This window comes from Lysobacter sp. Soil_N_23 (genome assembly GCF_057656135.1).
Window position 1 is genome coordinate 57,881 of record NZ_JBDGKY010000018.1, and the last position, 19,620, is coordinate 77,500.

Annotated in this window: 20 protein-coding genes and 1 pseudogene; 13 read left to right on the forward strand and 8 right to left on the reverse strand. The window is 63.9% G+C overall.

Annotated features, from left to right (window positions below):
* Positions 1 to 5 precede the first annotated feature (5 nt).
* From AC3A3X_RS13605 to AC3A3X_RS13635, 7 genes are all read right to left on the reverse strand, one after another.
* Entirely contained in the window at positions 6 to 302 is a 297-nt protein-coding gene (locus tag AC3A3X_RS13605; RefSeq protein WP_158733965.1) for a hypothetical protein, read from the reverse strand.
* Positions 303 to 306: 4 nt separating this feature from the next.
* The gene (gene ccoP / locus AC3A3X_RS13610; RefSeq protein ID WP_487583563.1) at positions 307 to 1,239 is read right to left on the reverse strand and encodes a cytochrome-c oxidase, cbb3-type subunit III; all 933 of its coding nucleotides are present in this window, start codon (positions 1,237 to 1,239) and stop codon (positions 307 to 309) included.
* Entirely contained in the window at positions 1,236 to 1,379 is a 144-nt protein-coding gene (locus AC3A3X_RS13615) for a cbb3-type cytochrome oxidase subunit 3 (RefSeq protein WP_158733963.1), read from the reverse strand. Before AC3A3X_RS13615 ends, ccoP begins: the two co-directional genes overlap by 4 nt.
* 1 nt (position 1,380) lies before the next feature.
* Positions 1,381 to 1,995, reverse strand: coding sequence for a cytochrome-c oxidase, cbb3-type subunit II (ccoO, locus tag AC3A3X_RS13620; RefSeq protein ID WP_487583564.1), 615 nt, complete (start codon positions 1,993 to 1,995; stop codon positions 1,381 to 1,383).
* Between the two features lie 7 nt (positions 1,996 to 2,002).
* A complete protein-coding gene (ccoN, locus tag AC3A3X_RS13625; RefSeq protein WP_487583565.1) occupies positions 2,003 to 3,442 on the reverse strand; it encodes a cytochrome-c oxidase, cbb3-type subunit I in 1,440 nt (479 codons plus the stop codon).
* A 174-nt stretch (positions 3,443 to 3,616) separates the two neighbouring features.
* Positions 3,617 to 3,823 (reverse strand): twin transmembrane helix small protein, encoded by a 207-nt coding sequence (locus AC3A3X_RS13630; protein ID WP_487583566.1) that lies wholly within the window; start codon positions 3,821 to 3,823, stop codon positions 3,617 to 3,619.
* A 13-nt stretch (positions 3,824 to 3,836) separates the two neighbouring features.
* Entirely contained in the window at positions 3,837 to 4,172 is a 336-nt protein-coding gene (locus tag AC3A3X_RS13635; protein WP_487583567.1) for a hypothetical protein, read from the reverse strand.
* 195 nt (positions 4,173 to 4,367) lie between these two features.
* On the opposite strand from AC3A3X_RS13635, the gene AC3A3X_RS13640 reads away from it, so the two are divergent.
* Together AC3A3X_RS13640 and AC3A3X_RS13645 are read left to right on the forward strand one after the other, a co-directional pair.
* Positions 4,368 to 5,789, forward strand: a complete 1,422-nt coding sequence (locus AC3A3X_RS13640) for an aminotransferase-like domain-containing protein (protein WP_487583568.1) — start codon at positions 4,368 to 4,370, stop codon at positions 5,787 to 5,789.
* A gap of 65 nt (positions 5,790 to 5,854) precedes the next feature.
* Entirely contained in the window at positions 5,855 to 6,655 is an 801-nt protein-coding gene (locus AC3A3X_RS13645) for a lytic transglycosylase domain-containing protein (RefSeq protein ID WP_487583569.1), read from the forward strand.
* A 4-nt stretch (positions 6,656 to 6,659) separates the two neighbouring features.
* Here AC3A3X_RS13645 and AC3A3X_RS13650 read toward each other — a convergent pair whose 3' ends face one another.
* Complete coding sequence (locus AC3A3X_RS13650) at positions 6,660 to 7,157, reverse strand: hypothetical protein (RefSeq protein ID WP_487583570.1); 498 nt, start codon at positions 7,155 to 7,157, stop codon at positions 6,660 to 6,662.
* A gap of 205 nt (positions 7,158 to 7,362) precedes the next feature.
* Here AC3A3X_RS13650 and AC3A3X_RS13655 point away from each other — a divergent pair, with 205 nt between their 5' ends.
* The 11 genes and pseudogenes from AC3A3X_RS13655 to AC3A3X_RS13705 all read left to right on the forward strand — a co-directional run bounded on the left by AC3A3X_RS13655 (position 7,363) and on the right by AC3A3X_RS13705 (position 19,543).
* On the forward strand, positions 7,363 to 7,860 hold the full coding sequence (locus AC3A3X_RS13655) for a hypothetical protein (RefSeq protein WP_487583571.1): 498 nt from the start codon (positions 7,363 to 7,365) through the stop codon (positions 7,858 to 7,860).
* A 43-nt stretch (positions 7,861 to 7,903) separates the two neighbouring features.
* Positions 7,904 to 8,092 carry a CPXCG motif-containing cysteine-rich protein gene (locus AC3A3X_RS13660; protein ID WP_487583572.1) on the forward strand — a complete coding sequence of 63 codons (189 nt, stop codon included), beginning with the start codon at positions 7,904 to 7,906 and terminating at the stop codon, positions 8,090 to 8,092.
* Positions 8,093 to 8,481: 389 nt separating this feature from the next.
* Positions 8,482 to 8,844 carry an EF-hand domain-containing protein gene (locus AC3A3X_RS13665; protein ID WP_487583573.1) on the forward strand — a complete coding sequence of 121 codons (363 nt, stop codon included), beginning with the start codon at positions 8,482 to 8,484 and terminating at the stop codon, positions 8,842 to 8,844.
* Positions 8,845 to 9,128: 284 nt separating this feature from the next.
* Entirely contained in the window at positions 9,129 to 9,848 is a 720-nt protein-coding gene (locus AC3A3X_RS13670) for an HAD family hydrolase (protein WP_487583574.1), read from the forward strand.
* 135 nt (positions 9,849 to 9,983) lie between these two features.
* On the forward strand, positions 9,984 to 10,460 hold the full coding sequence (locus AC3A3X_RS13675; protein ID WP_487583575.1) for a hypothetical protein: 477 nt from the start codon (positions 9,984 to 9,986) through the stop codon (positions 10,458 to 10,460).
* 250 nt (positions 10,461 to 10,710) lie between these two features.
* Positions 10,711 to 11,361, forward strand: coding sequence for a hypothetical protein (locus tag AC3A3X_RS13680; RefSeq protein ID WP_487583576.1), 651 nt, complete (start codon positions 10,711 to 10,713; stop codon positions 11,359 to 11,361).
* A gap of 32 nt (positions 11,362 to 11,393) precedes the next feature.
* On the forward strand, positions 11,394 to 11,885 hold the full coding sequence (locus AC3A3X_RS13685) for a GNAT family N-acetyltransferase (RefSeq protein WP_487583577.1): 492 nt from the start codon (positions 11,394 to 11,396) through the stop codon (positions 11,883 to 11,885).
* A gap of 171 nt (positions 11,886 to 12,056) precedes the next feature.
* Positions 12,057 to 12,329 (forward strand): type II toxin-antitoxin system TacA family antitoxin, encoded by a 273-nt coding sequence (locus AC3A3X_RS13690; protein ID WP_487583578.1) that lies wholly within the window; start codon positions 12,057 to 12,059, stop codon positions 12,327 to 12,329.
* 6 nt (positions 12,330 to 12,335) lie between these two features.
* A complete protein-coding gene (locus AC3A3X_RS13695) occupies positions 12,336 to 12,809 on the forward strand; it encodes a GNAT family N-acetyltransferase (protein ID WP_487583597.1) in 474 nt (157 codons plus the stop codon).
* An 18-nt stretch (positions 12,810 to 12,827) separates the two neighbouring features.
* A pseudogene (locus AC3A3X_RS13700) lies at positions 12,828 to 13,747 on the forward strand (IS3 family transposase); the annotation flags it as partial.
* Positions 13,748 to 14,395: 648 nt separating this feature from the next.
* Positions 14,396 to 19,543 carry an RHS repeat-associated core domain-containing protein gene (locus AC3A3X_RS13705; protein ID WP_487583579.1) on the forward strand — a complete coding sequence of 1,716 codons (5,148 nt, stop codon included), beginning with the start codon at positions 14,396 to 14,398 and terminating at the stop codon, positions 19,541 to 19,543.
* Positions 19,544 to 19,620 lie beyond the last annotated feature (77 nt).

Here is a 19,620-nt window from a genome sequence, read left to right on the forward strand (position 1 = left end):
TCGGCTCACTCCGGCGGCAAAGGCCGGTTGTAGCGACTGGCGGGGCGAAGCAGGATCCAGGTGAACGCGCTGGAGGCGGCGGTGGCCAGCCAGAACATGAAGAAAGCGATGCTGTAACCGAGCGTGCGGGTCAGGGGCAGATCAGGGAAGGTCATGTCGCGCAGCGCCAGCGGGTCGACGAAGGCGAAGAACACCATCGTCATCACCGCGGCCGAGAAGAAACTCGGCCACAGGATCGCCCCGAGCCGCTGGGCCAGCGGTCGGGGCGGATGATCGAAGCGCGGGGCGGTGTAGTCGGGCATCGCGTCACCGCGTCGCGGTCGTGGCGGGCTTGCCGGCGTGCGAGAGCGACCAGACGTAGGCGGCGACCAGGCGGGCACGGGTCTCGCCGATGATCGGCCGGTGCGCCGGCATGGTGCCGTGGCGACCGTTGGTGATGGTCTGGCGCAGGCTCTCGGTGCTGTTGCCGTACATCCAGTAGTCGTCGGTCAGGTTGGGCGCACCCAGTTCCTGGTTGCCCTTTCCGTCGACGCCGTGGCAGGCCACGCACACACCGTTGTAGAGGCTCTTGCCCTGTGCAGCCATGTAGTTGTTCTGCATGCTGTCCGGATCCGACAAGGTGCGCACGTAGGCGATGACGTAATCGACGGCGTTGTCGCCACCCATGCCGGTCAGGACCTTGCCCCATTCCGGCATCACGCCCTCGCGCCCGTCCAGGACGGTCTGCAGGATGCGATCGGGCGAGCCGCCCCAGTGCCAGATGTCGTCACTGAGGTTCGGATAGCCGATCGCGCCGCGTGCCGACGAGCCGTGACAGGTGGCGCAGGTGTTGCTGAAGATCGAGCGGCCCAGCGCCACCGCCTTGGGATCGCGCGCAATCACGTCGATCGACTTGCCCGCATACGGCGCGAAGGTCTGCTCGAGCTTGGCGTCGTCGCGGGCCTTGTCGGCGGCCTGTTCACCGGCCGAGGTCCACTTGCTGACGCCGGCGAACGCGCCCAGGCCCGGGTAGTAGATGAGATAGCCGATGGCGAAAGCGATGGTGATGTAGAACAGGTTGATCCACCACCGCGGCATCGGCTTGTTGTACTCGGTGATGTCGCCGTCCCAGTAGTGGCTGGTCTCGGTCGGCCCCGGGTCGCCGGGCTTGCGCTTGCCCGTCCACCACAGCAGCCACACGCAGCCCAGGATGTTGAGCACGACGATTGCAATCACGTACCAAGACCAACCCGCGCTCATTGCCGTGTCTCCTTGCCTTGCTCATCCAGCGGCAGGCGTGCTGCCGCATCGAATTCCTGCCTGCGCCGGGGACTCCAGGCCCAGATCCAGCCGGCCACGAACAGCACCAGCAGCACCGCGGTCACGATTCCGGACACCATGTCAGCCTCCCCTCGGTGCGTGCTTGCCCAGGCCCTGCAGGTAGGCGACCACGGCTTCCAGTTCGGTCTTGCCGTTGACCGCCGCCTGTGCGCCGGCAATGTCTTCGTTGGTGTAGGGGTCGCCGATGCGCTTGAGCGCGCGCATGCGTTGTTCGACCTGCGCGCCATCGACCCGGTTCTCGGCCAGCCACGGGAAGCTGGGCATGTTCGACTCCGGCACGACGTCACGCGGATTCATCAGGTGCACGTGGTGCCAGTCGTCGGAGTAGCGGCCGCCGACGCGGGCCAGGTCGGGACCGGTGCGCTTGCTGCCCCACTGGAACGGGTGGTCGTAGACCGACTCGCCGGCCAGCGAGTAGTGGCCGTAACGCTCGGTCTCGAAACGCAGCGTGCGCACCATCTGCGAATGGCAGTTGTAGCAACCCTCGCGGACGTAGATGTCACGGCCGGCCAGTTGCAGGGCGGGGTAGGGCTTGACGCCGGGCAGAGGCTGGATGGCCTCGGCCTGGAACATCAGCGGCACGATCTCGGCCAGGCCGCCGAACGACACGGCCACGGCGATCAGCACCGCCATCAGGCCGACATTGGTTTCGACTTTCTCGTGTGAATGACTCATGTCGACCTCAGGCGTGGGCGCGGGCAGTGTCCGGCGGCAACACCGGGGTCGGGACGAGATCTCCGGCCTGCTGCCAGGTACGGATCACGTTCCAGGCCATGAGGAACATGCCGGTCAGGACCACCAGGCCACCGGCCAGTCGGCCCAGGTAGTAGGGGTACGTCGCGTTGAGTGCCTCCACGAAGCTGTAGGTCAGCGTGCCGTCGGGGTTGGTGGCGCGCCACATCAGGCCCTGCATCACGCCGGCGATCCACATCGAGGCGATGTAGAGCAGCACGCCGACGGTGTGCAGCCAGAAGTGCAGGTCGATCGCCTTGACCGAGAACATCTGCTTCTGGCCCAGCAGGCGCGGCAGCAGCGAATACAGCGAGCCGATCGAGATCATCGCCACCCAGCCCAGCGCGCCGGCGTGGACATGGCCGACGGTCCAGTCGGTGTAGTGCGAGAGCGAGTTGACCGTCTTGATCGACATCATCGGCCCCTCGAAGGTGGCGATCATGTAGAACGAGATCGCGACGATCAGGAACTTCAGGATCGGGTCGGTCCTGAGTTTGTCCCATGCTCCGGACAGGGTCATGATGCCGTTGATCGCGCCGCCCCAGCTTGGAGCCAGCAGCACCAGCGAGAACACCATGCCCAGCGACTGCGCCCAGTCCGGCAGCGCGGTGTACTGCAGATGGTGCGGGCCGGCCCACATGTAGATGGCGATCAGCGCCCAGAAGTGCACGATCGACAGCCGGTAGGAGTACACCGGGCGCCCGGCCTGCTTGGGCACGAAGTAGTACATCATTCCCAGGAAGGCCGCGGTCAGGAAGAAGCCGACGGCGTTGTGCCCGTACCACCACTGCGCCATCGCATCGACCGCGCCGGAGTACAGCGAGTACGACTTGCCCAGCCCGACCGGGATCGCCAGGTTGTTGACGATGTGGAGCAGGGCGATGGTGATGATGTAGGCGCCGAAGAACCAGTTGGCCACATAGATGTGGCGGACCCGGCGCTTGACTATCGTGCCGAAGAACACGACCCCGTAGGCGACCCAGACCGCGGTGATCAGCAGGTCGATCGGCCATTCCAGCTCGGCGTATTCCTTGCCCTGGGTCAGACCCATGGGCAGGGTGATGGCGGCCGCCACGATCACCGCCTGCCAGCCCCAGAAGGTGAAGGCGGCCAGCTTGTCGGAGAACAGGCGAACGTGACAGGTGCGCTGCACGATGTAGTAGCTGGTGGCGAACAGTGCCGAGCCGCCGAAGGCGAAGATCACCGCGTTGGTGTGCAGCGGGCGCAGGCGGCCATAGCTCAGCCAGGCGGTGTCGAAGTTCAGCGCCGGCCAGTACAGCTGGGCGGCGATGAGCACGCCGACCGCCATGCCGACGATGCCCCAGAGCACCGTCACCGCGGCGAACTGGCGCACGATCTTGTCGTTATAGGTTTCTGCAGTTGCTTGCATGAGTGAATTCCCCTCCGCTCAGGCGGATCGGGCGCATTCTAGGAATGCGCGTTCCTGGCGCGTTTGACCTGGATCAAGTCGCGTCCAGGCAGTGCGGGTGGGCGAGTTTCCCCTTGCGCGCAGCGCTGTCGAGCCTAGAGCTCGGGGCGTGAAGACCGTTTCATTTCGTGACGGTCATGTGCCCGCGCCGTGGGGCTGGATGACGCCGGTTGCGATGCCGACCGCAACCATGCCGATGAGCGCGATCGACAAGCCGATCCGCCAGGTCAGGGCATTGACCGCGCGCTTGCTCTGTCCGCGATCGACCAGCATGTAGTAGAGGGCGGCGCCGAGGTTGTAGACGATCAGTCCGAGGAAGGCGACGACCAGCAGGGTTTTCATTGGGCGGGGGCCTTTATGAGGATGCCGGGAGTTGGCGGGCGCGCAGGCGCGAGAACCAGGCCCGGCGCAGGAGCAGGGCGGCGGTCATGACCCCCAGGTAGAGGCCGTAGGCGAGCGAGGTTGCCAGGACCTGCTTCCACATCGGACCGAATCCGGGGTCGGCGTTGCGCATGCCCCAGTACATGCCGGCGATGGCGGCGGCCGTGGCCAGGGCCAGCGCGGCCGAGTCGGCCAGGGCCCGTGCCGGCCCCCGCGGCTGGCGGGGGTACAGCCAGTACAGGACCGAGAGGATGGCGAACCAGGGGGCGAACAGGATCAGGGCCAGGTGCAGCTGCACGTCCGCGGACATGGCGGGTCGGGCTCATGGTGGGGAATGCGCGCAGTCTAGGCGGACGGTATCAGTCGGCATAGAATCAGAAATGGTGAAAAAAACCGTATCAGATGCCTCTCCCCCCGTAGGAGCGAGCTTGCTCGCGATCAGACCGTCCAGCGGCCGGATCGCCCCATCGCGAGCAAGCTCGCTCCTACGACGCGCGGGACGACGATGAAGCGCTACCAGGCCCTCGCCGACGACCTCGCCCACTCCATCCAGACCGGGGTCTTCCGCCCCGGCGAGCGCCTGCCGTCGGTGCGGCAGACCTGCGCTGCGCGCAAGCTCAGCCCGGCCACGGTGTTCCAGGCCTACTACCTGCTCGAGGCCCGGGGCCTGGTCGAGTCGCGCGCCCGCTCGGGCTACTACGTCGCGGCACGGCCGCGGCTGCTGCCGCCGGAACCGGAAGTCGCCTCCCGCCCGGACGGTGACTCGCGCAGCGTCGATGTCAGCGAACTGGTCTTCGAAGTCCTGCAGTCGGCGATGGACCGCGAAGTGGTGCCGTTCGGTTCGGCATTCCCGAGCCCGCTGCTGTTCCCGCTGCCGAAACTCGGTCGTGCCGTCGCTGCGACCGCGGTCGAGCTCGACCCGTGGAGCACGGTCGACGACCTCACCCCGGGCCTGGGCGAACTGCGCCGCCAGATCAGCCAGCGCTACCTGATCGACGGCATAGACGTCGCCGCCGACGAGATCGTCATCACCAATGGCGCGATGGAAGCGTTGACCTTGAGCATCGCCGCGGTGACGTCGCCCGGCGACGCAGTGCTGGTGGAATCGCCCTGCTTCTACGCCGTGCTGCAGACGCTGGAGCGCAACGGCCTGCGCGCCATAGAAGTGCCGACCCACCCGCGCGACGGCATCGGCCTGCCCGCGCTGGAAGCGGCGATCCGCCGCCATTCGCCGTGTGCGTGTTGGCTGATGCCGACCTTCCACAACCCGCTCGGCGCGACCATGCCCGAGGCCGGCAAGCGCGAACTGGTCGCATTGCTCGCCGAACACCGCATCCCGCTGATCGAAGACGACGTCTACGCCGAACTGCACTTCGGCCCGAAGCGGCTGCTGCCGGCCAAGGCCTTCGACCGCGAAGGACTGGTGATGCACTGCTCCTCGTTCTCCAAGTGCCTCGCGCCCGGCTATCGCATCGGCTGGGTCGCGGCGGGGCGCTTCCGCCAGGCGATCGCGCGCAACAAGCTCACCACCACGCTCAACACCAACGTGCCGGCGCAGCTGGCGATCGCGCGGTACCTGCAGCGCGGCAGCTACGACCGCCATCTGCGTCGCCTGCGTTCCACACTCGCAGCGCAACAGGAGCAGTACATCGCCGCCGTCGCCCGCCACTTCCCTGCGGGCACACGCGTCACGCGACCGCTCGGCGGCTACTTCGCCTGGATCGAACTTCCCGAAGGCAGCGATGCGCTGGCGTTGCAGCGGCAGGCCGTTCGCAACGGCATCAGCATCGCGCCGGGCCCGATCTTTTCCGCGCGTCGCGGCTTCGGCCATTGCCTGCGACTGAACTTTGGCCACCCGCTCGACGCGCGCGCTGACGCGGCGATGCAGCAACTGGGTGCGATGGCCGTTCAGACCCCGGTCGGATAGCCGTTGCGGCCGAGAACCCTCCGGGCTTCATCTTCCCTATAGGTGGCCTGCCTAGAATCCGGCGGATGAGCCGGTTCCAGCCCGTAGTGGTCGCCGTGCTGGCAGCGCTGGTGCTGTCGGTGGCCACGCCCGCGCAGGCGCGCAAGGTCTACCGCTGCGTGCGCGATGGCACGGTCAGCCTGTCGACCGCGCCGGAGCCCGGTTCACGTTGCAAGGCGCGGGAGATCGACGACAACGCCGTCAGTCTGCCCAACCTGTGGGGCAGCAGTGGCGCCGTCAGCGGCACGCTCTACCAGCGCGAGCAGGACGGCCAGATCGTCTACGGCACGCGCAAGCTGCCCGGCTCGGTGAAGGTGCTGGCGTTCACGGTGCCGGCGCCGCCGGGTGAGCCGGCCCATGCCGGCCTGGGCGAGGTGGGTCCGCCGCAGATCGATCGCTACCCGAAGCAGTTCCGCGCAGCCGCACGCGCCACCGGTGTCGACGAAGCCTGGCTGCGCGCGATCGCGCATGCCGAAAGCGGCTTCGATGCCAATGCCGTCTCGTCCAAGGGCGCGCAGGGTGTGATGCAGCTGATGCCGGCGACCAGTCGCGAGTACGGCGTGATCGATCCGTTCTCGTCTGTGCAGTCAATCGATGCCGGTGCACGCCACCTGCGCGTGCTCATGCGCCGCTACCACGACGACCTCACCCTGGTCGCAGCGGCCTACAACGCCGGAATAGGTGCGGTCACACGCTACGGCGGCGTGCCGCCCTACGCTGAAACCCAGGCGTACGTCGCCAAGGTGCAAGTGCTGCACGAGCGCTATCGCGCTGCACTGGGATCGAAGAAGCCGGTGTCGCCACGATCCTCCGCCGCAGTGCCGTGACGGTTCAGGCCAACGCCTTGGCCGACTCGTAGGGCAGAGGCGTGGCGCCAGCGGCAATCAATGTCGGTTCGAGCGGGTCGAGGAATTCCTTCTTGCCATCGAGCACGACCAGGATGCGCCCGGCCTGGATCTCGGCATCGAACTTGCGCCGTATCGGATCGGGTATCGACGAACCGACCAGCGCCGACGCCCAGCAGCCCACCGCCGCGCCAGCCACGGTCGCCGCCGCGGCGCCGGCCAGGGTGAGTCCGATCGGCGTCAGCACCACCGCTGCCAGACCCGCGAGCAGGCCAGCCGCACCGCCATAACCGGCGCCGCGCAGTGCCGCTGGAATCAGGTCGGTATCGGCTTCCTTGAATTCGTTGGGCACATCTTCCAGCTCGATGTCCGAGCGTGCCACGAGCAGGATGTCGTCATTGCCGACACCGGCGCTGCGCGCGGCGTTCATCACCGCCTGCGCAGTGTCCAGATCGGGAGTGCTGAATACATGGCGGATCTTCATCATTTCCCTCCCGGAATGTCACGGGAGCGCGCGCCAGGCTTGTGTGGCCGGACCGACGCCCATCGCTCGCAGCTGTGGTCGCCAGCTTTGCCGCGCCAAGGTTAGTGGCGCGTGATGAGCGTGCCGGAGATTGCCGCCGATGCCGACGGCCGTGCTGACGACGGTGCTAAGGTGCCACGCATCGGCAACCATGAGAGAAGGACAGATGGCTTCCACATGCAGGACCGCACTGCTTGTCGCGATCACGCTGGTTCTTGCTGCGTGCAAGGCGCAGGCGCCGACGCCTGAACCGACGCCGGCACCGCAGGTCACCGCCGACACCTCCGCGCAGCCGGCACGCTCGACCGATGCACCGCTGCCTTCGGAGGATGCGTCACTGTCACCGGCAGCGACGGCGGCATTGCCCTCGGCGTTCGTCGACAAGGTGTGGAAGGTCAAGCCGTCAGGCACGGTGGAAGCCGGCACGACCTACACGTTCCTCTCCGACGGCACGCTGGTCATCGATTCGCCCAATGGAACGCCGATGCACGGCCGCTGGACGTACGAGAAGGGCGCGCTGGTGATGGTCGAGGAAGGCATCAGTTATCCGACCGACATCCTCGCGATCGACGCTTCCCGGTTCCACCTCCGCAGCCACAACCCGGGCGCGCCGGTCGACATCGAGCTGGTGCCGGCGCCCGATCAGCCGCTGCCCAAACCCTGAAACGTGGAAGGGGCTGCCGCCCCGACCGCGCGGGAGCCAAGCCATGCTTCCCACCGTCGACGTGCAGTGCCCGTACTGCGGCGAAACCATCACCCTGGTGATCGACGACTCGGCCGGGTCGCAGAACTACATCGAAGACTGCCAGGTCTGCTGCCGCCCGATCACCGTGATCGTCGAATTCGACGAAGAGGGTGTGCCGTATGCCGACGTCCGCGGCGAGGACGAAGCTTGAAACGGCCAACTGCGGTCCCCGGTGAGCGCGCCTGTACCGTTTTCAGATTTTCGCGTCGGCGTTGCGCCGCTTGTCCTCGAACTTGATCAATCCCGCTGGTTGACGCCGTTGTTGGTGAAGGTTGTGTTGTGTTCAGCCAAGCGGGCTTGCCCGTGCGAGCGGAAACTTCAGGCTCCGTCACATTCATTCGCAAATCCGGTCACTCAATTGGGGCCGCGCTACCGGCATTCGCAGTCAGCGTGGTTAAGAAAACGCTGGTTTAACGACTGCCGCCGCAGAAGCGTTCATGCGGGCGCCGGCAAGGTGGGGTCGTGCGGCACGTCGGGGGCAACGTTGCCCCTCCCGCGCAGAGATCAGGTCTTCACGGCCGCCCACTTCAGGAGACACGCATGACCATCCATTCCCGCAAGCCGCTGCTCGCCGCTGCCGCTCTTGTCGCCGCTCTGTCCGCACCGCTCGCCTTCGCACAGTCGGCGTCCCCGGCGCCGACCCAGGACGCCGCCGCGGCCCAGGCCGAACCGGCTGGCCCGGCTGCCGCTGCTCCGACCGCAGCGCCGCAGAAGAAGAGCTGGGCCGATGTTGATTCGAACAAGGACGGCGCCCTGAGCAAGACCGAAGCGGCCACCGTGCCGGCACTGGGCCAGGTATTCGACAAGGCCGACGCCAACGCCGACGGCGCGCTGACCACCGACGAGTACAAGGCTTACGTCGCCAAGGTGCAGTCGGCCCCCAAGAGCGGCAGCGGCGGCTGACCAGCCAGCGTCACTCTCTCCCTGCAAGGGCGGCTTCGGCCGCCCTTGTTCTTTTGAAGGCGGCAGCGCAAGCGAGTCCGCCCAGTCAACGTCGTCCCGGCGAACGCCGGGACCCAGGCCCGCAACACATCCGCCTCCTCACCGTCGTCAGCCCCGACACCGTCATCCCGGCGAACGCCGGGATCCAGGCTGTCACTCCGGCCGGTCGCCGCCAACTTCTTGCTTGATGCCTCGAACTGGATCCCGGCGTTCGCCGGGATGACGACCTCCTTCATAATGCCCACATGAGTGCCATCCAGCTGATCGGCTTCGACGCCGACGACACCCTCTGGCGCAGCCAGGACTACTTCGACCAGGCCCAGCTCGATTTCGAACGCATCGTCGGCGCCTACGTCGACCTGCACGACGCCCGCGTGCACGAACGCCTCTACGAAGTCGAGAAGGGCAACATCGCCCTGTTCGGCTACGGCGTCAAAGGCATGGTGCTGTCGATGATCGAGGCCGCCGTCGACATCACCCAATCGCGCATCAGCGCCCAGGACCTGCATCGCATCGTCACCCTGGGCAAGGACCTGCTGCGCCATCCGGTGGAACTGCTGCCGGGCATCCGCGAAGCGGTCGAAGCCATCGCCGCCGAGTTCGACGTCGTGCTCATCACCAAGGGCGACCTGTTCCACCAGGAAGCGAAGGTGCGGCAATGCGGCTTCGCCGACCTGTTCCGCCGCATCGAGATCGTCAGCGAGAAGGATGCCGCCACCTACGCGCGCCTGCTCGAGGAATTCGACCTGCCGGCGGAGCGCTTCGTCATGGTCGGCAATTCCCTGCGCTCGGACATCGCGCCGGTGCTGGAACTGGGCGGCTGGGGCATCCACGTGCCGTATCACACGAACTGGGTCCACGAGAACGAAGCCGACGTCGCAGAGGATGCCCCGCGCCTGCGCCGCGTCGAGCATGCCGCGCAGCTGCCGGCGATGGTCAGGCAACTGGCGGCCGCAGCCGGCTGACCGCAAGGTACCCGCCAACCCCAACGCCAGTTAAGTGTTCCCTGGCCAGACCGGTTTCATTAAAAACCGGTTCACCCGCCTCGCCCCATCTTGATGCCGTGCCCGCCGGGGGGTGGGCAACCAAGGAGAATCAAGATGGCTACCGTCCTTTCCCGCTGGATGGCTACTGTGGTGTTGGCTGCCGGCCTGGGTACGGTCGCGATGGCGCCGACGCCGGCTCGTGCCGGCGATGGCGACGACTGGGTACGCGTGGTGGTGGATGTCGCCGACGTGATCTATCACGCCGGTTATCCCTATTCCCGCTATGACCGTGGTTACCGCGACCGCCTGATCGTGGTCCATGACTACGGGCGCCCGAGGTACTACCGCCGTGTCTATCGCGCCGGCCCGCCTTACGGCAACGCCTACGGTTACTACAACAATGGCAGGTGCAACAAGCACGGCAAGTGCACGACGCATTACTACGACGGTCGCTACGACCATCGCCGTGACCGCGTCTACTACTACTCCGACCGCGACCGTTACGACCGCCGCTACGACGGCAACCGTTACGTCCGCTACGACGACCGCTATCGCGACGACCGTCGCTACCGCCATCACGACGACGATTGATCGTCGTGAGGTATCCGACAACGGCACCGGATCGGTGCCGTTGTCGCTTGTGGCGTCGGGGCTCAACCCCTCCTGCCATGGCGCCACCGAGTGGGAGCGGCTTCAGCGGCGACAGCCGTCCCTCACACCGCCAGCCAAAAACTCGTATAAATGCCGGGCCAACAGCTTTCGGGCCGACGGCGCGGTTTCAGAACCGATTCACCGCCGCGCCTCCAGCATTGCCGCCATCCGCAGTTGAGAGCACACCGTCATGCGTTCCCCCTGGAAGTCGAGATTCGCCGGGCTGTTTGTCGCCGTGGTCGGCCTGTCCGGTGCCGGCGCCGCCTCGGCGCAGGACTACACCTTCGGCTGGAATCCGCGCAGCGGCGACGTCTGGGTCGACACCTGGGCGGGAGACATGAACCGTTACGGCAGCCGTTACCGCGACCCGTTCGTCGACGAGATGGTGCGTTACTACGGCGCCCCGCGTGACCTGGTGACCAGCCTACTGGTCGACAGGCGTTGGGCGCCGGGCGACGTCTACCTCGCCTGTTCGCTGGCATCGATCATCGGCCGACCGTGCCGTTATGTCGTCGACATCTGGGAACGCGACCATGGCCAGGGCTGGGGCAACGTGGCCCAGGGCATGGGCATCAAGCCCGGTTCGGCAGAGTTCCATCGCCTGAAGAAGGGTTTCGTGCCCAGCTACGATCGCTGGGGTCGCACGATCACCATCGATTCCGACCTGGAACGCGACTTCCCGGGCCGCGGCAAGGGCGCGCAGGACAAGTCGGGCAAGGGCAAGCCGGCGCAGGCGTCAGCGGGCAAGGGCAAGTCCAAGGGCGCCAGCCAGGGTCAAGGCAAGGGCAAGAGCCAGAGCGCCAAGGACAACGGCAAGAGCAAGGGCAACGGCAAGCACTGATTCATCGCCATGGGCCGCACTATCATGGCGGCATGAGCAACCCATCTCCCATCCGCATCGTCGACTACGCAGCGCGCTGGCGCGACGACTTCGCCCGGCTCAACATCGAATGGCTCGAACGCTGGTTCACCGTCGAACCGATCGACCGTGAAGTGCTGGGCGACCCCGAGACCCATATCCTCGATGGTGGCGGCCACGTCCTGTTTGCCGTGGACGCGGAAGATCGCGCCGTCGGCACTGTCGCGCTCAAGCGCGAATCCGAAGGTGTGTACGAACTGACGAAGATGGTCGTGACGCCGCAACTGCGCGGCGCCGGCGTCGGCCGCCTGTTGATGCAGGGCGCAATCGACGCCTTCCAGGCGCGCGGCGGCCACGAACTGTTCCTGGAGTCGAGCAGCAAGCTCGGTCCCGCATTGGCCCTGTACGAAAGCGTCGGCTTCCGCCACTACCCGGCACCGCGCCCGGGCTCGCACTACGCGCGCGCAGACGTATACATGGTGTGGGAGCCCGCGAGGTCAAAATAAAATCAATTAGTTATGTGGGTATGCGCGACACCTCCAATGACGCGGGAATTGCCGTTGAGTAATTCCCGGTATGTATGTACAGTGTGCACACAGGAGTGCTTGCATGTGAGTGCCCACATGGGAGCACCCAAGTGTCAGCACGCACAGGTAGGTAGAACAGGAGCACTCGCCATGAGCGCCGTCGCCAACAAAGTCATCAATTTCCGGGCGCCTGCCGCCAAGCAGGCGCTGATTGACCATGCCGTGGAAGTCAGTGGCATGAACCGTACGGAGTTCATCCTGGACGCGGTGTGCGAGAAGGCGCGTGAGGTGCTGGCCGACCAGGCCCAGTTTGCCCTGAATCGACAGGCCCTGAAGCGCTTCAATGCTCTACTCGATGCGCCGTTGGAGAACAATGCGGCGATCCGTCGCCTGTTGGCCGCGCCTGCACCCTGGGAGCGCTGAGCCTTGGTGCTTGGCGCCCCCGGCCCGCTCGGCGACGGGCATCGGCTGGACGGCTTCCAGTGCAGTGCGCCGGAACTGGCGAAGTGGTTGCTGGAGCGAGCGCGTCAGAATCAGGCGTCCGGTGCATCGAGGTGCTTCGTCGTCTGTGACGAGCAGCAGGGCGTTGTGGGCTACTACGCGTTGGCCGCCGGTGCGGTGTCTCATGAAGATGCACCTGGCCGCATCCGTCGCAACATGCCAGATCCGATCCCAGTCATCGTGCTGGGGCGCTTGGCCGTGCACGTGGACTGGGTCGGTCGAGGGATTGGACAGGGCTTGCTCAAGGACGCCGTGAAACGGACGTTGCAGACCTGCGAGCAGATTGGCGCCCGTGCGTTGCTGTGCCATGCCATCGGTGACGCAGCGAAGGCGTTCTATCTCAAGCACGGCTTCATCGCGTCACCCATCCACGACATGACGATGATGCTGCCGCTCAGGTAACGCTCAATCGCTCGCAAGAACGCTCGGCTGAAGAAGCTGTTGGCCGAGTCGATGCTGGAGAACGAGGTGACCCGCGAGGCGCTGCGAAAAAGTGGTGACCGCACCGGCCCGGCGGGCGCTGGCGCGGCATCTGGTGGACCAGGGGTTGAGCGAGCGACGGGCGCTGGCCGTGGTGCGCATGAGCGCCAGCTCCGTTCGCTACGAGCCGCGGCCGGACCGGAACGGGGAGCTGCGCGAGCGCATCCTGGCACTAGCCCAGCGGCACAGGCGCTACGGCGTCGGGATGATCCACCTCAAGCTCAGGCAATCGGGACTGTGCGTGAACTACAAGCGTGTCGAACGGCTGTATCAGGAGGCGAAGCTGCAGGTGCGGCGGCGCAAGCGGAAGAAGGTGTCGTTTGGCGAGCGGCAACCGCTGCTGCGACCGACCGTCGCCAATCAGGTGTGGTCGATGGATTTCGTGTTCGACCGGACCGCCGAAGGCCGGGTGATCAAATGCCTGACCATCGTGGACGATGCGACCCATGAAGCGGTTGCGATCGAAACCGAACGGGCGGTCTCCGGTCACATGCTGACGCGTGTGCTGGATCGTCTCGCGTTGAGCCGCGGCTTGCCCAAGGTGATCCGCACGGACAACGGTAAGGAGTTCTGCGGCAAGGCCATGGTCACTTGGGCGCATCACCGCGGCGTGGACCTTCGCCTGATCGAGCCGGGAAAACCGAATCAAAACGCCTACGTCGAGTCGTTCAACGGCCGGTTCCGCGACGAATGCCTCAACGAGCACTGGTTCACCAGCCTGCTTAATGCCCGGGCAGTCATCGAAACCTGGCGCCGGGAATACAACGAGGAGAGACCCAAAAAGGCACTGGGCGGTTTGACACCGTCCGCCTATGCGCAACGCCTGGCCGAGGTTCGGCTACAGTAATCCCGGACTCTAGATCGTCCCGCTACTGAAAGCGGTGGGACGTCGCCGGCACCAACATGGCTGCGCAGCAGCAGGCCGAGGCCTCGAGGGCTGCTTCCATTCGCGAGGCGACCAAGTATCAGGATCCGCGCGATGGGTGGCAGCCCAAACCAGTAAAGGTTGGCGACTGATTCCAGAGTCAGGCATCGACAAGACCGCGCCCGCATTGCCGGGCGCGCGCCCGCGGGACGCTAAGGCGCTGCACCAAAATCAATGATAGGGCCAGGCGACTGGCCATTGGCCAGGGCCCCTGACCGTTCAAGGGGCCAGGGACTACTCGACAGAAACTGGTTTGCAAGTTCGGAGGTACTGCATTGTCTGCCTGGGCATCTAGCTTGTCGGCAAATGTGGAGCTCGTCACGGCTTCTTGGGCGCGCATGCTTGACACGCCGGCAGGGTCGTACTGATCCTTCGCCTCGGGGCTCTACCAATGGAAGGGGTGAGGCACGTGGAAGTGCAGCTCGAGTCTCGTTGGGGCGATTCCCCATCAATCGCCACCTTGCCGGCCTTCGGGCCTGGCACTACTCGCCACCACCGGAATCCCCATCATAGGCCGCTAGCGCTGCGTCGGCGCTACATTCCCGGCTTCATCGAGCTCGCTCATGCAATAGGGAGATTGTTCATGTTGCGATTGGTTCTCGTCGTCGGGCTGTGGATGCTCACCATGTCTTCTGCTGCTGCGCAGTCTGCGCAGACGTGGGAGTTCTGTGCTAATCACGGTGTATCTGGAATCAAGGCTTGCTTCGGATCTTTGGAAGAAGCAGAGAGCTGGATGCGGCAGGACAGCGCTACATCGCCGCGTGGACGAAAGTTCCTTGAGCAGGTAGACGTCAGCCAGTCAAACTGGAACAACAATAGTCCCAAGTCATACATCTATCGGGTGCGTTCCAGGCCGGGAAAGCTGACGGGCCAGGAGTACGCGAAGCTGTACGAGTTCACCAGCTTCGGCGGGAACAGCGACTGGGTCTGCCACTGCGACAATGGAGTGCCAACCTGCCGCGGCGGATATGGCGACTGCGGACCTGGTCAGTGTCAAGGATGTCCCATCAGCAACGGAGACCTAAGCATCTTCAAAGAGGTTCTCTCGCGGGATAGCGGTGCGCCGGGTAGCGCCTGCAACGTCACTTTCACGAACGAGTCGGCCTGGCCGTCTCCGCCGCTGTACGCCGGTCGTCTGAGCACATATCCGGATGGTTCTGGCCCCACCGCAAGCAATGTCGGTGCCTATGAGTTCGGCAATGGGTATGGTGGATACGATGGCGTGTTCGCTGGATTCGATCCGAGGAGCGTTTACAACAAGACGTTCGAACGCAACTTCGGGGCCCGAAACTCGCAAGGCGTGTGTACTGGCAGCTCCCGAGAGAAGGCAGTGGCCTCGCGCGAACAGGTATACGAATGCGAGGCGGGGTTGGCGCCGTTGACCGTGAAGCTCAACGCGCAAGGTGGGTACATCCCGGCATCTCAGGTCGGAAGTATGGATGCCGTGTGCGCCAGTAACGAATCCGGTGTCATCGAAACGCGCCTGGTTCCGACGCGAGAGTGCTCGTACAACAACCCGTGCGTCCCGGCAACCGGTGCGAAGATTCAGCGGGAGGCGGATTTCAATCAGGGGTTGCTGGAGTTTACGCGCTACTACAACTCGATCCGGCTGAAGCTTTCCAATCGTATGATGGGGCCAAGTTGGAATCATCAGTATTCGGAGCGCATATACGAGCCCGCCAGCTCTCACGTTCTGCACGTTGCTGACGATGGCAATGTGGAGAGGTTTGATGCGGGTGCCGAGGTTGGCGGCTACTACTCCGTCAACGAGTACGGGGCTGTTCTACGCAAAGTAGGCGCAGGAGGTTGGGAGCTCAGGACGGGCGACGGACTTCTGAAGTCGTTCAATTCTCAAGGTCAACTCATCGCCATTGAACGCCTTGGTGATGCAAGCAGTCGCTTAACAATGTCCTATGCAGCGTTTCAGGAAATGGATGCCTCGTTGCAGGGCAATCCAGCCGGGGTTCTGGATCGAGTTACCGACTCGATGGGGCGCTCTCTGAAGTTCCATTATGGTGTAGTGAACGCCGTCGTCGGCTCGGGTGCCGTCGCAGTGGATCCTTGCGTAGATTCGTCTGACCAAGCGACCTGTCGTGGGCGGCGACTGCTTGCCGTAGAGTTGCCGGATGGGGGCGTTATTACCTACGGCTATGGTCTGAACGGTGAGCCGGTGGCTGTCGACTACCCCGATGGAACCTCCCGCAGCTATCACTACAACGAGCCAGCAAATATCTGTCCAGTTGGGGCAAATAGTTGTGCTTCTTCTCCCCCTGTCGGCGGGTTCCCGCATGCCTTGACGGGTATCAGCGATGAATCTGCCACTGGAGTGGTAAACCGCTTCGCAACCTACCAGTTTGACCATAAAGGTCGGGCGATATCTACCTTCCATGCAGGCGGGGCGGGTCTTTTGACGATCGGTTACGGATCAACTTTGTCAGGGGCCGAGACTGCCACGCTATCGTTCGCGGAAGGTAAGCAACTGGTCTTGGAGATTGCGTCGCGCAGCGGCATCTTCCGCAAACCATCTTCGAGGGTGGAGACCGCGGATGGCCAGTCCGTGCCAACGCTGATCTCATATGCCTCTGCGTCCTCGGCGTGGGTTGGGAGCACGACCGATGGGCGCGGTACCCGCACAGATACCAATTATCCGACGCTTCTGCGTACGGTGCGAAAGGATGCGCTCACGTCTTCTGGGGCCGTAACCGCTCAAACGAGAACGATCGACACTACTCGCGATGCCAGCACCGGACGGCCTTCCCTGGAGGTAATTTACGATTCCTCAGGCGCCGCAGTGGCCGAACGGGCATGGGTGCGGAACCCACGCGGTCAGCTTGTTTCACAGTCAAGTAAGGACTTGATCACGGCGCAGGTCAGGACTACGGCCTTTGCCTACTGCGAGCAGGTCGACGTGGATAGTGGGACGTGTCCAGTGGTTGGGCTTCTGGTATCCGTCGATGGGCCGCGAACGGACGCGCCTGACACCGTCACCTACCAGTACTACGCCACCGACCACGTTGACTGCGCCACCTCTCCAACCACTTGCGCCTGGCGCAAGGGCGACCTGTGGAAGGTGGCTAACGCGCTTGGTCAGATGACCGAGACGCTGCGATATGACGGTGCAGGCCGAGTGGTATCAGTGAAGAGCGCCGATGGCATCGTCACCGATTTCGAGTACCACCCGCGCGGCTGGCTGACAGCTCGCAAGGTGCGCGGTGCCGATGACGGCAGTGAGGCCGACGACCAGATCACCGGCATCGCCTACTATCCCACCGGCCTGGTCAGCAGCACCACGCTGCCCGACGGCAGCTTCACCTCCTACGTGTACGACGCGGCCCACCGGCTAACCGATATCGTCGACGCCGACGGCAACCGCATCCACTACACTCTGGACAATGCCGGAAGCCGCATCAAGGAAGAGTTCAAGGGCAGCGACGACAGCCTTAAGCGCACGCTGTCACGGGTCTACAACCAGCTGGGGCAGTTGCAGACCGCCATGGATGCCGGTAGCAATCCCACAGGCTTCACTTACGACGCCAACGGCAACACCGACACCGTGACCGACGCGCTGGGCCGAGTTATCGACAACGACTACGACCCGCTCAACCGCCTCAGTCGTACCTTGCAGGACGCGGCCGGCATCGCCGCGAACACGCAGTTCCAGTACGACACCCAGGGACGCTTGACTGAGGTCGTCGACCCCAAGGGGCTGAGCACCAAGTACCGATACAACGGGTTCGGTGACCTGAAGCGGCTGGAGAGCCCGGATACGGGCGTGTCCAACTACGACTACGACACCGCAGGCAACCGTATCAGCGCGCTCGATGCCAGGGGTGAGCAGGCCACATACAGCTACGATGCCCTCAACCGCTTGACTGCCATCGGCTACAGCGACACCGCTCTCAATGTTGGCTACACCTACGATGCCGTGCAACCCGACTGTGCCGCTGGCGAGACGTTTGCGGTGGGTCGTCTGACGCTGATGACCGACGGCAGCGGTGCTACCGTCTACTGCTACGACCGCTTCGGCAACCTGGTCCGCAAGGTGCAGACCACTAACGGCCAATCGTTCATCCTGCGCTACGCCCACACGAAGACTGGGCAGTTGAGTGGCGTTACCTATCCCGATGGCTCTAAGGCTGATTTTGTGCGCGATGGGTTAGGGCGCATCACCGAGGTTGGGGTTACGCCAGCAGGAAGCTCCAGGCAGGTTTTGCTGCGCGATGCTACGTACTATCCCTTCGGCCCGGTCCGTGGGTGGACATTCGGCAATGGTCGGTCGTTTATGCGAGTGTTGGACCATGACTATCGAGTGCAGGCGATTTCAAGCCAAAGCACATTCATGGGGAGCGGCGAGTTGAGCCTGGAGTACGACTGGGACGCGGTCGGGAATCTGAGCCGTCTCCAGTCCGGCAGTATGTGGAGCGGAGGGGCAGTTTCGTTTGGCTACGATGGGCTCAACCGACTGACTGACTTTCGAGATGGTTTGACCGAGATCGCGATTGAGAGCTATAGCTACGACGCTGCGGGCAATCGACTTAGCTTTGCGAACGCCAGCGGTACGGACGCATATGCCTACGAAGGAAGCAGTCATCACCTTATGGCTGTGGGTGGTGTTCAGCGGAGCTACGATGAGGCTGGAAACACAATTTCTATAGGTGGGGGCGCAAGAACGTTCTATTTTAATGCCACGGGACGTATTGCTCGGGTAGAACGCAATAACGTCTTGGCGATGCAGTACGCTTACAACGCCCGCGGCGAACAAGTGCGTCGGTTCCTGGGCAGTACTTCCACCACTGCGATCTTTGACGAGTCAGGACGCTGGTTGGGCGAGTACGACAGCTTGGGTGCGCCCAAGCAACAGATGGTCTGGTTGGACGATCTGCCTATAGGGTTGTTGGTCTCCGTTCCCACCATTTCTCCGCCTATTGCGATGCGGGGGCCGGATATCCCTCCGCCTCCTTCGTTGTTCTATCGCCTCCACTTCATCGAACCGGACGCTATTGGTACTCCACGTGCCGTCATAGACGCGGAGCGAGACGACGTTGTCTGGTCTTGGGATTTGATTGGCGAGGCGTTCGGCAATACGTCCCCCAATGAAGATCCGGATTTGGATGGTGTCAGCTTCAGATTTGATATGCGCTTTCCAGGTCAGCAACACGATGCAGCAAGCGGCTTGTCGCAGAATTACTTCCGCGACTATGAGCCAGGCAGTGGGCGCTATGTGCAGAGTGACCCCATTGGACTTAAGGGCGGAATCGCAACGTACGAGTATGCGCGTAGCGCGCCACTCATGTGGAAGGATGCGCGGGGGTTGAGCCCTATCTCATGCGCAAACATTCAAAGTCGTGTTGGTGTCGGCACTATTGGAACGATTCAATGCGATGGAAAAGGTGGGTTCGAGGTGGTGAACTGCGCTAGTTCGTGTATGCGCAGCTGCACAGCAGACCACGAGTCGCAGCATATTACGGACTACAAAGCCCGTTACGGCGCCAACGGCTGCGCCAATAGGGCCAGGGGGGATATCCCTGATGATGAGAACGCAGCTCCCTCTGACCTAACGCCATATGATCGCTTTAGAGCTATGAGTGAATGTCGGGCCTATGCCGCGAGCAAGCGATGTGCGCAGGGCATACTCAAAAGTAGCTGTGGCTGTGAGAAGGAGGCTAACGAAACAATTAATGCGGCTGATGCCCAGAGGAGGGATTACTCATGCAGCGCATATGGGCTTTGATCGCCGTAATGATTGTTGGCTGTAGTAGTGGGGATGGACTGGCGAGCCAAGAAGGCGCGGGGGCAGATTCGTCCTGT

Bases quoted from the DNA above. Each gene is read 5' to 3' on its own strand.
- AC3A3X_RS13675 (WP_487583575.1), top strand. From the start codon at position 9,984: ATGGCTACCGTCCTTTCCCGCTGGATGGCTACTGTGGTGTTGGCTGCC.
- AC3A3X_RS13690 (WP_487583578.1), top strand. From the start codon at position 12,057: ATGAGCGCCGTCGCCAACAAAGTCATCAATTTCCGGGCGCCTGCCGCC.
- AC3A3X_RS13660 (WP_487583572.1), top strand. From the start codon at position 7,904: ATGCTTCCCACCGTCGACGTGCAGTGCCCGTACTGCGGCGAAACCATC.
- AC3A3X_RS13670 (WP_487583574.1), top strand. From the start codon at position 9,129: ATGAGTGCCATCCAGCTGATCGGCTTCGACGCCGACGACACCCTCTGG.
- AC3A3X_RS13665 (WP_487583573.1), top strand. From the start codon at position 8,482: ATGACCATCCATTCCCGCAAGCCGCTGCTCGCCGCTGCCGCTCTTGTC.
- AC3A3X_RS13635 (WP_487583567.1), bottom strand. From the start codon at position 4,172: ATGTCCGCGGACGTGCAGCTGCACCTGGCCCTGATCCTGTTCGCCCCC.
- AC3A3X_RS13705 (WP_487583579.1), top strand. From the start codon at position 14,396: ATGTTGCGATTGGTTCTCGTCGTCGGGCTGTGGATGCTCACCATGTCT.
- AC3A3X_RS13630 (WP_487583566.1), bottom strand. From the start codon at position 3,823: ATGAAAACCCTGCTGGTCGTCGCCTTCCTCGGACTGATCGTCTACAAC.
- AC3A3X_RS13645 (WP_487583569.1), top strand. From the start codon at position 5,855: ATGAGCCGGTTCCAGCCCGTAGTGGTCGCCGTGCTGGCAGCGCTGGTG.
- AC3A3X_RS13640 (WP_487583568.1), top strand. From the start codon at position 4,368: ATGAAGCGCTACCAGGCCCTCGCCGACGACCTCGCCCACTCCATCCAG.
- AC3A3X_RS13605 (WP_158733965.1), bottom strand. From the start codon at position 302: ATGCCCGACTACACCGCCCCGCGCTTCGATCATCCGCCCCGACCGCTG.
- AC3A3X_RS13685 (WP_487583577.1), top strand. From the start codon at position 11,394: ATGAGCAACCCATCTCCCATCCGCATCGTCGACTACGCAGCGCGCTGG.
- ccoN (WP_487583565.1), bottom strand. From the start codon at position 3,442: ATGCAAGCAACTGCAGAAACCTATAACGACAAGATCGTGCGCCAGTTC.
- AC3A3X_RS13615 (WP_158733963.1), bottom strand. From the start codon at position 1,379: ATGGTGTCCGGAATCGTGACCGCGGTGCTGCTGGTGCTGTTCGTGGCC.
- ccoP (WP_487583563.1), bottom strand. From the start codon at position 1,239: ATGAGCGCGGGTTGGTCTTGGTACGTGATTGCAATCGTCGTGCTCAAC.
- ccoO (WP_487583564.1), bottom strand. From the start codon at position 1,995: ATGAGTCATTCACACGAGAAAGTCGAAACCAATGTCGGCCTGATGGCG.
- AC3A3X_RS13650 (WP_487583570.1), bottom strand. From the start codon at position 7,157: ATGAAGATCCGCCATGTATTCAGCACTCCCGATCTGGACACTGCGCAG.
- AC3A3X_RS13680 (WP_487583576.1), top strand. From the start codon at position 10,711: ATGCGTTCCCCCTGGAAGTCGAGATTCGCCGGGCTGTTTGTCGCCGTG.
- AC3A3X_RS13655 (WP_487583571.1), top strand. From the start codon at position 7,363: ATGGCTTCCACATGCAGGACCGCACTGCTTGTCGCGATCACGCTGGTT.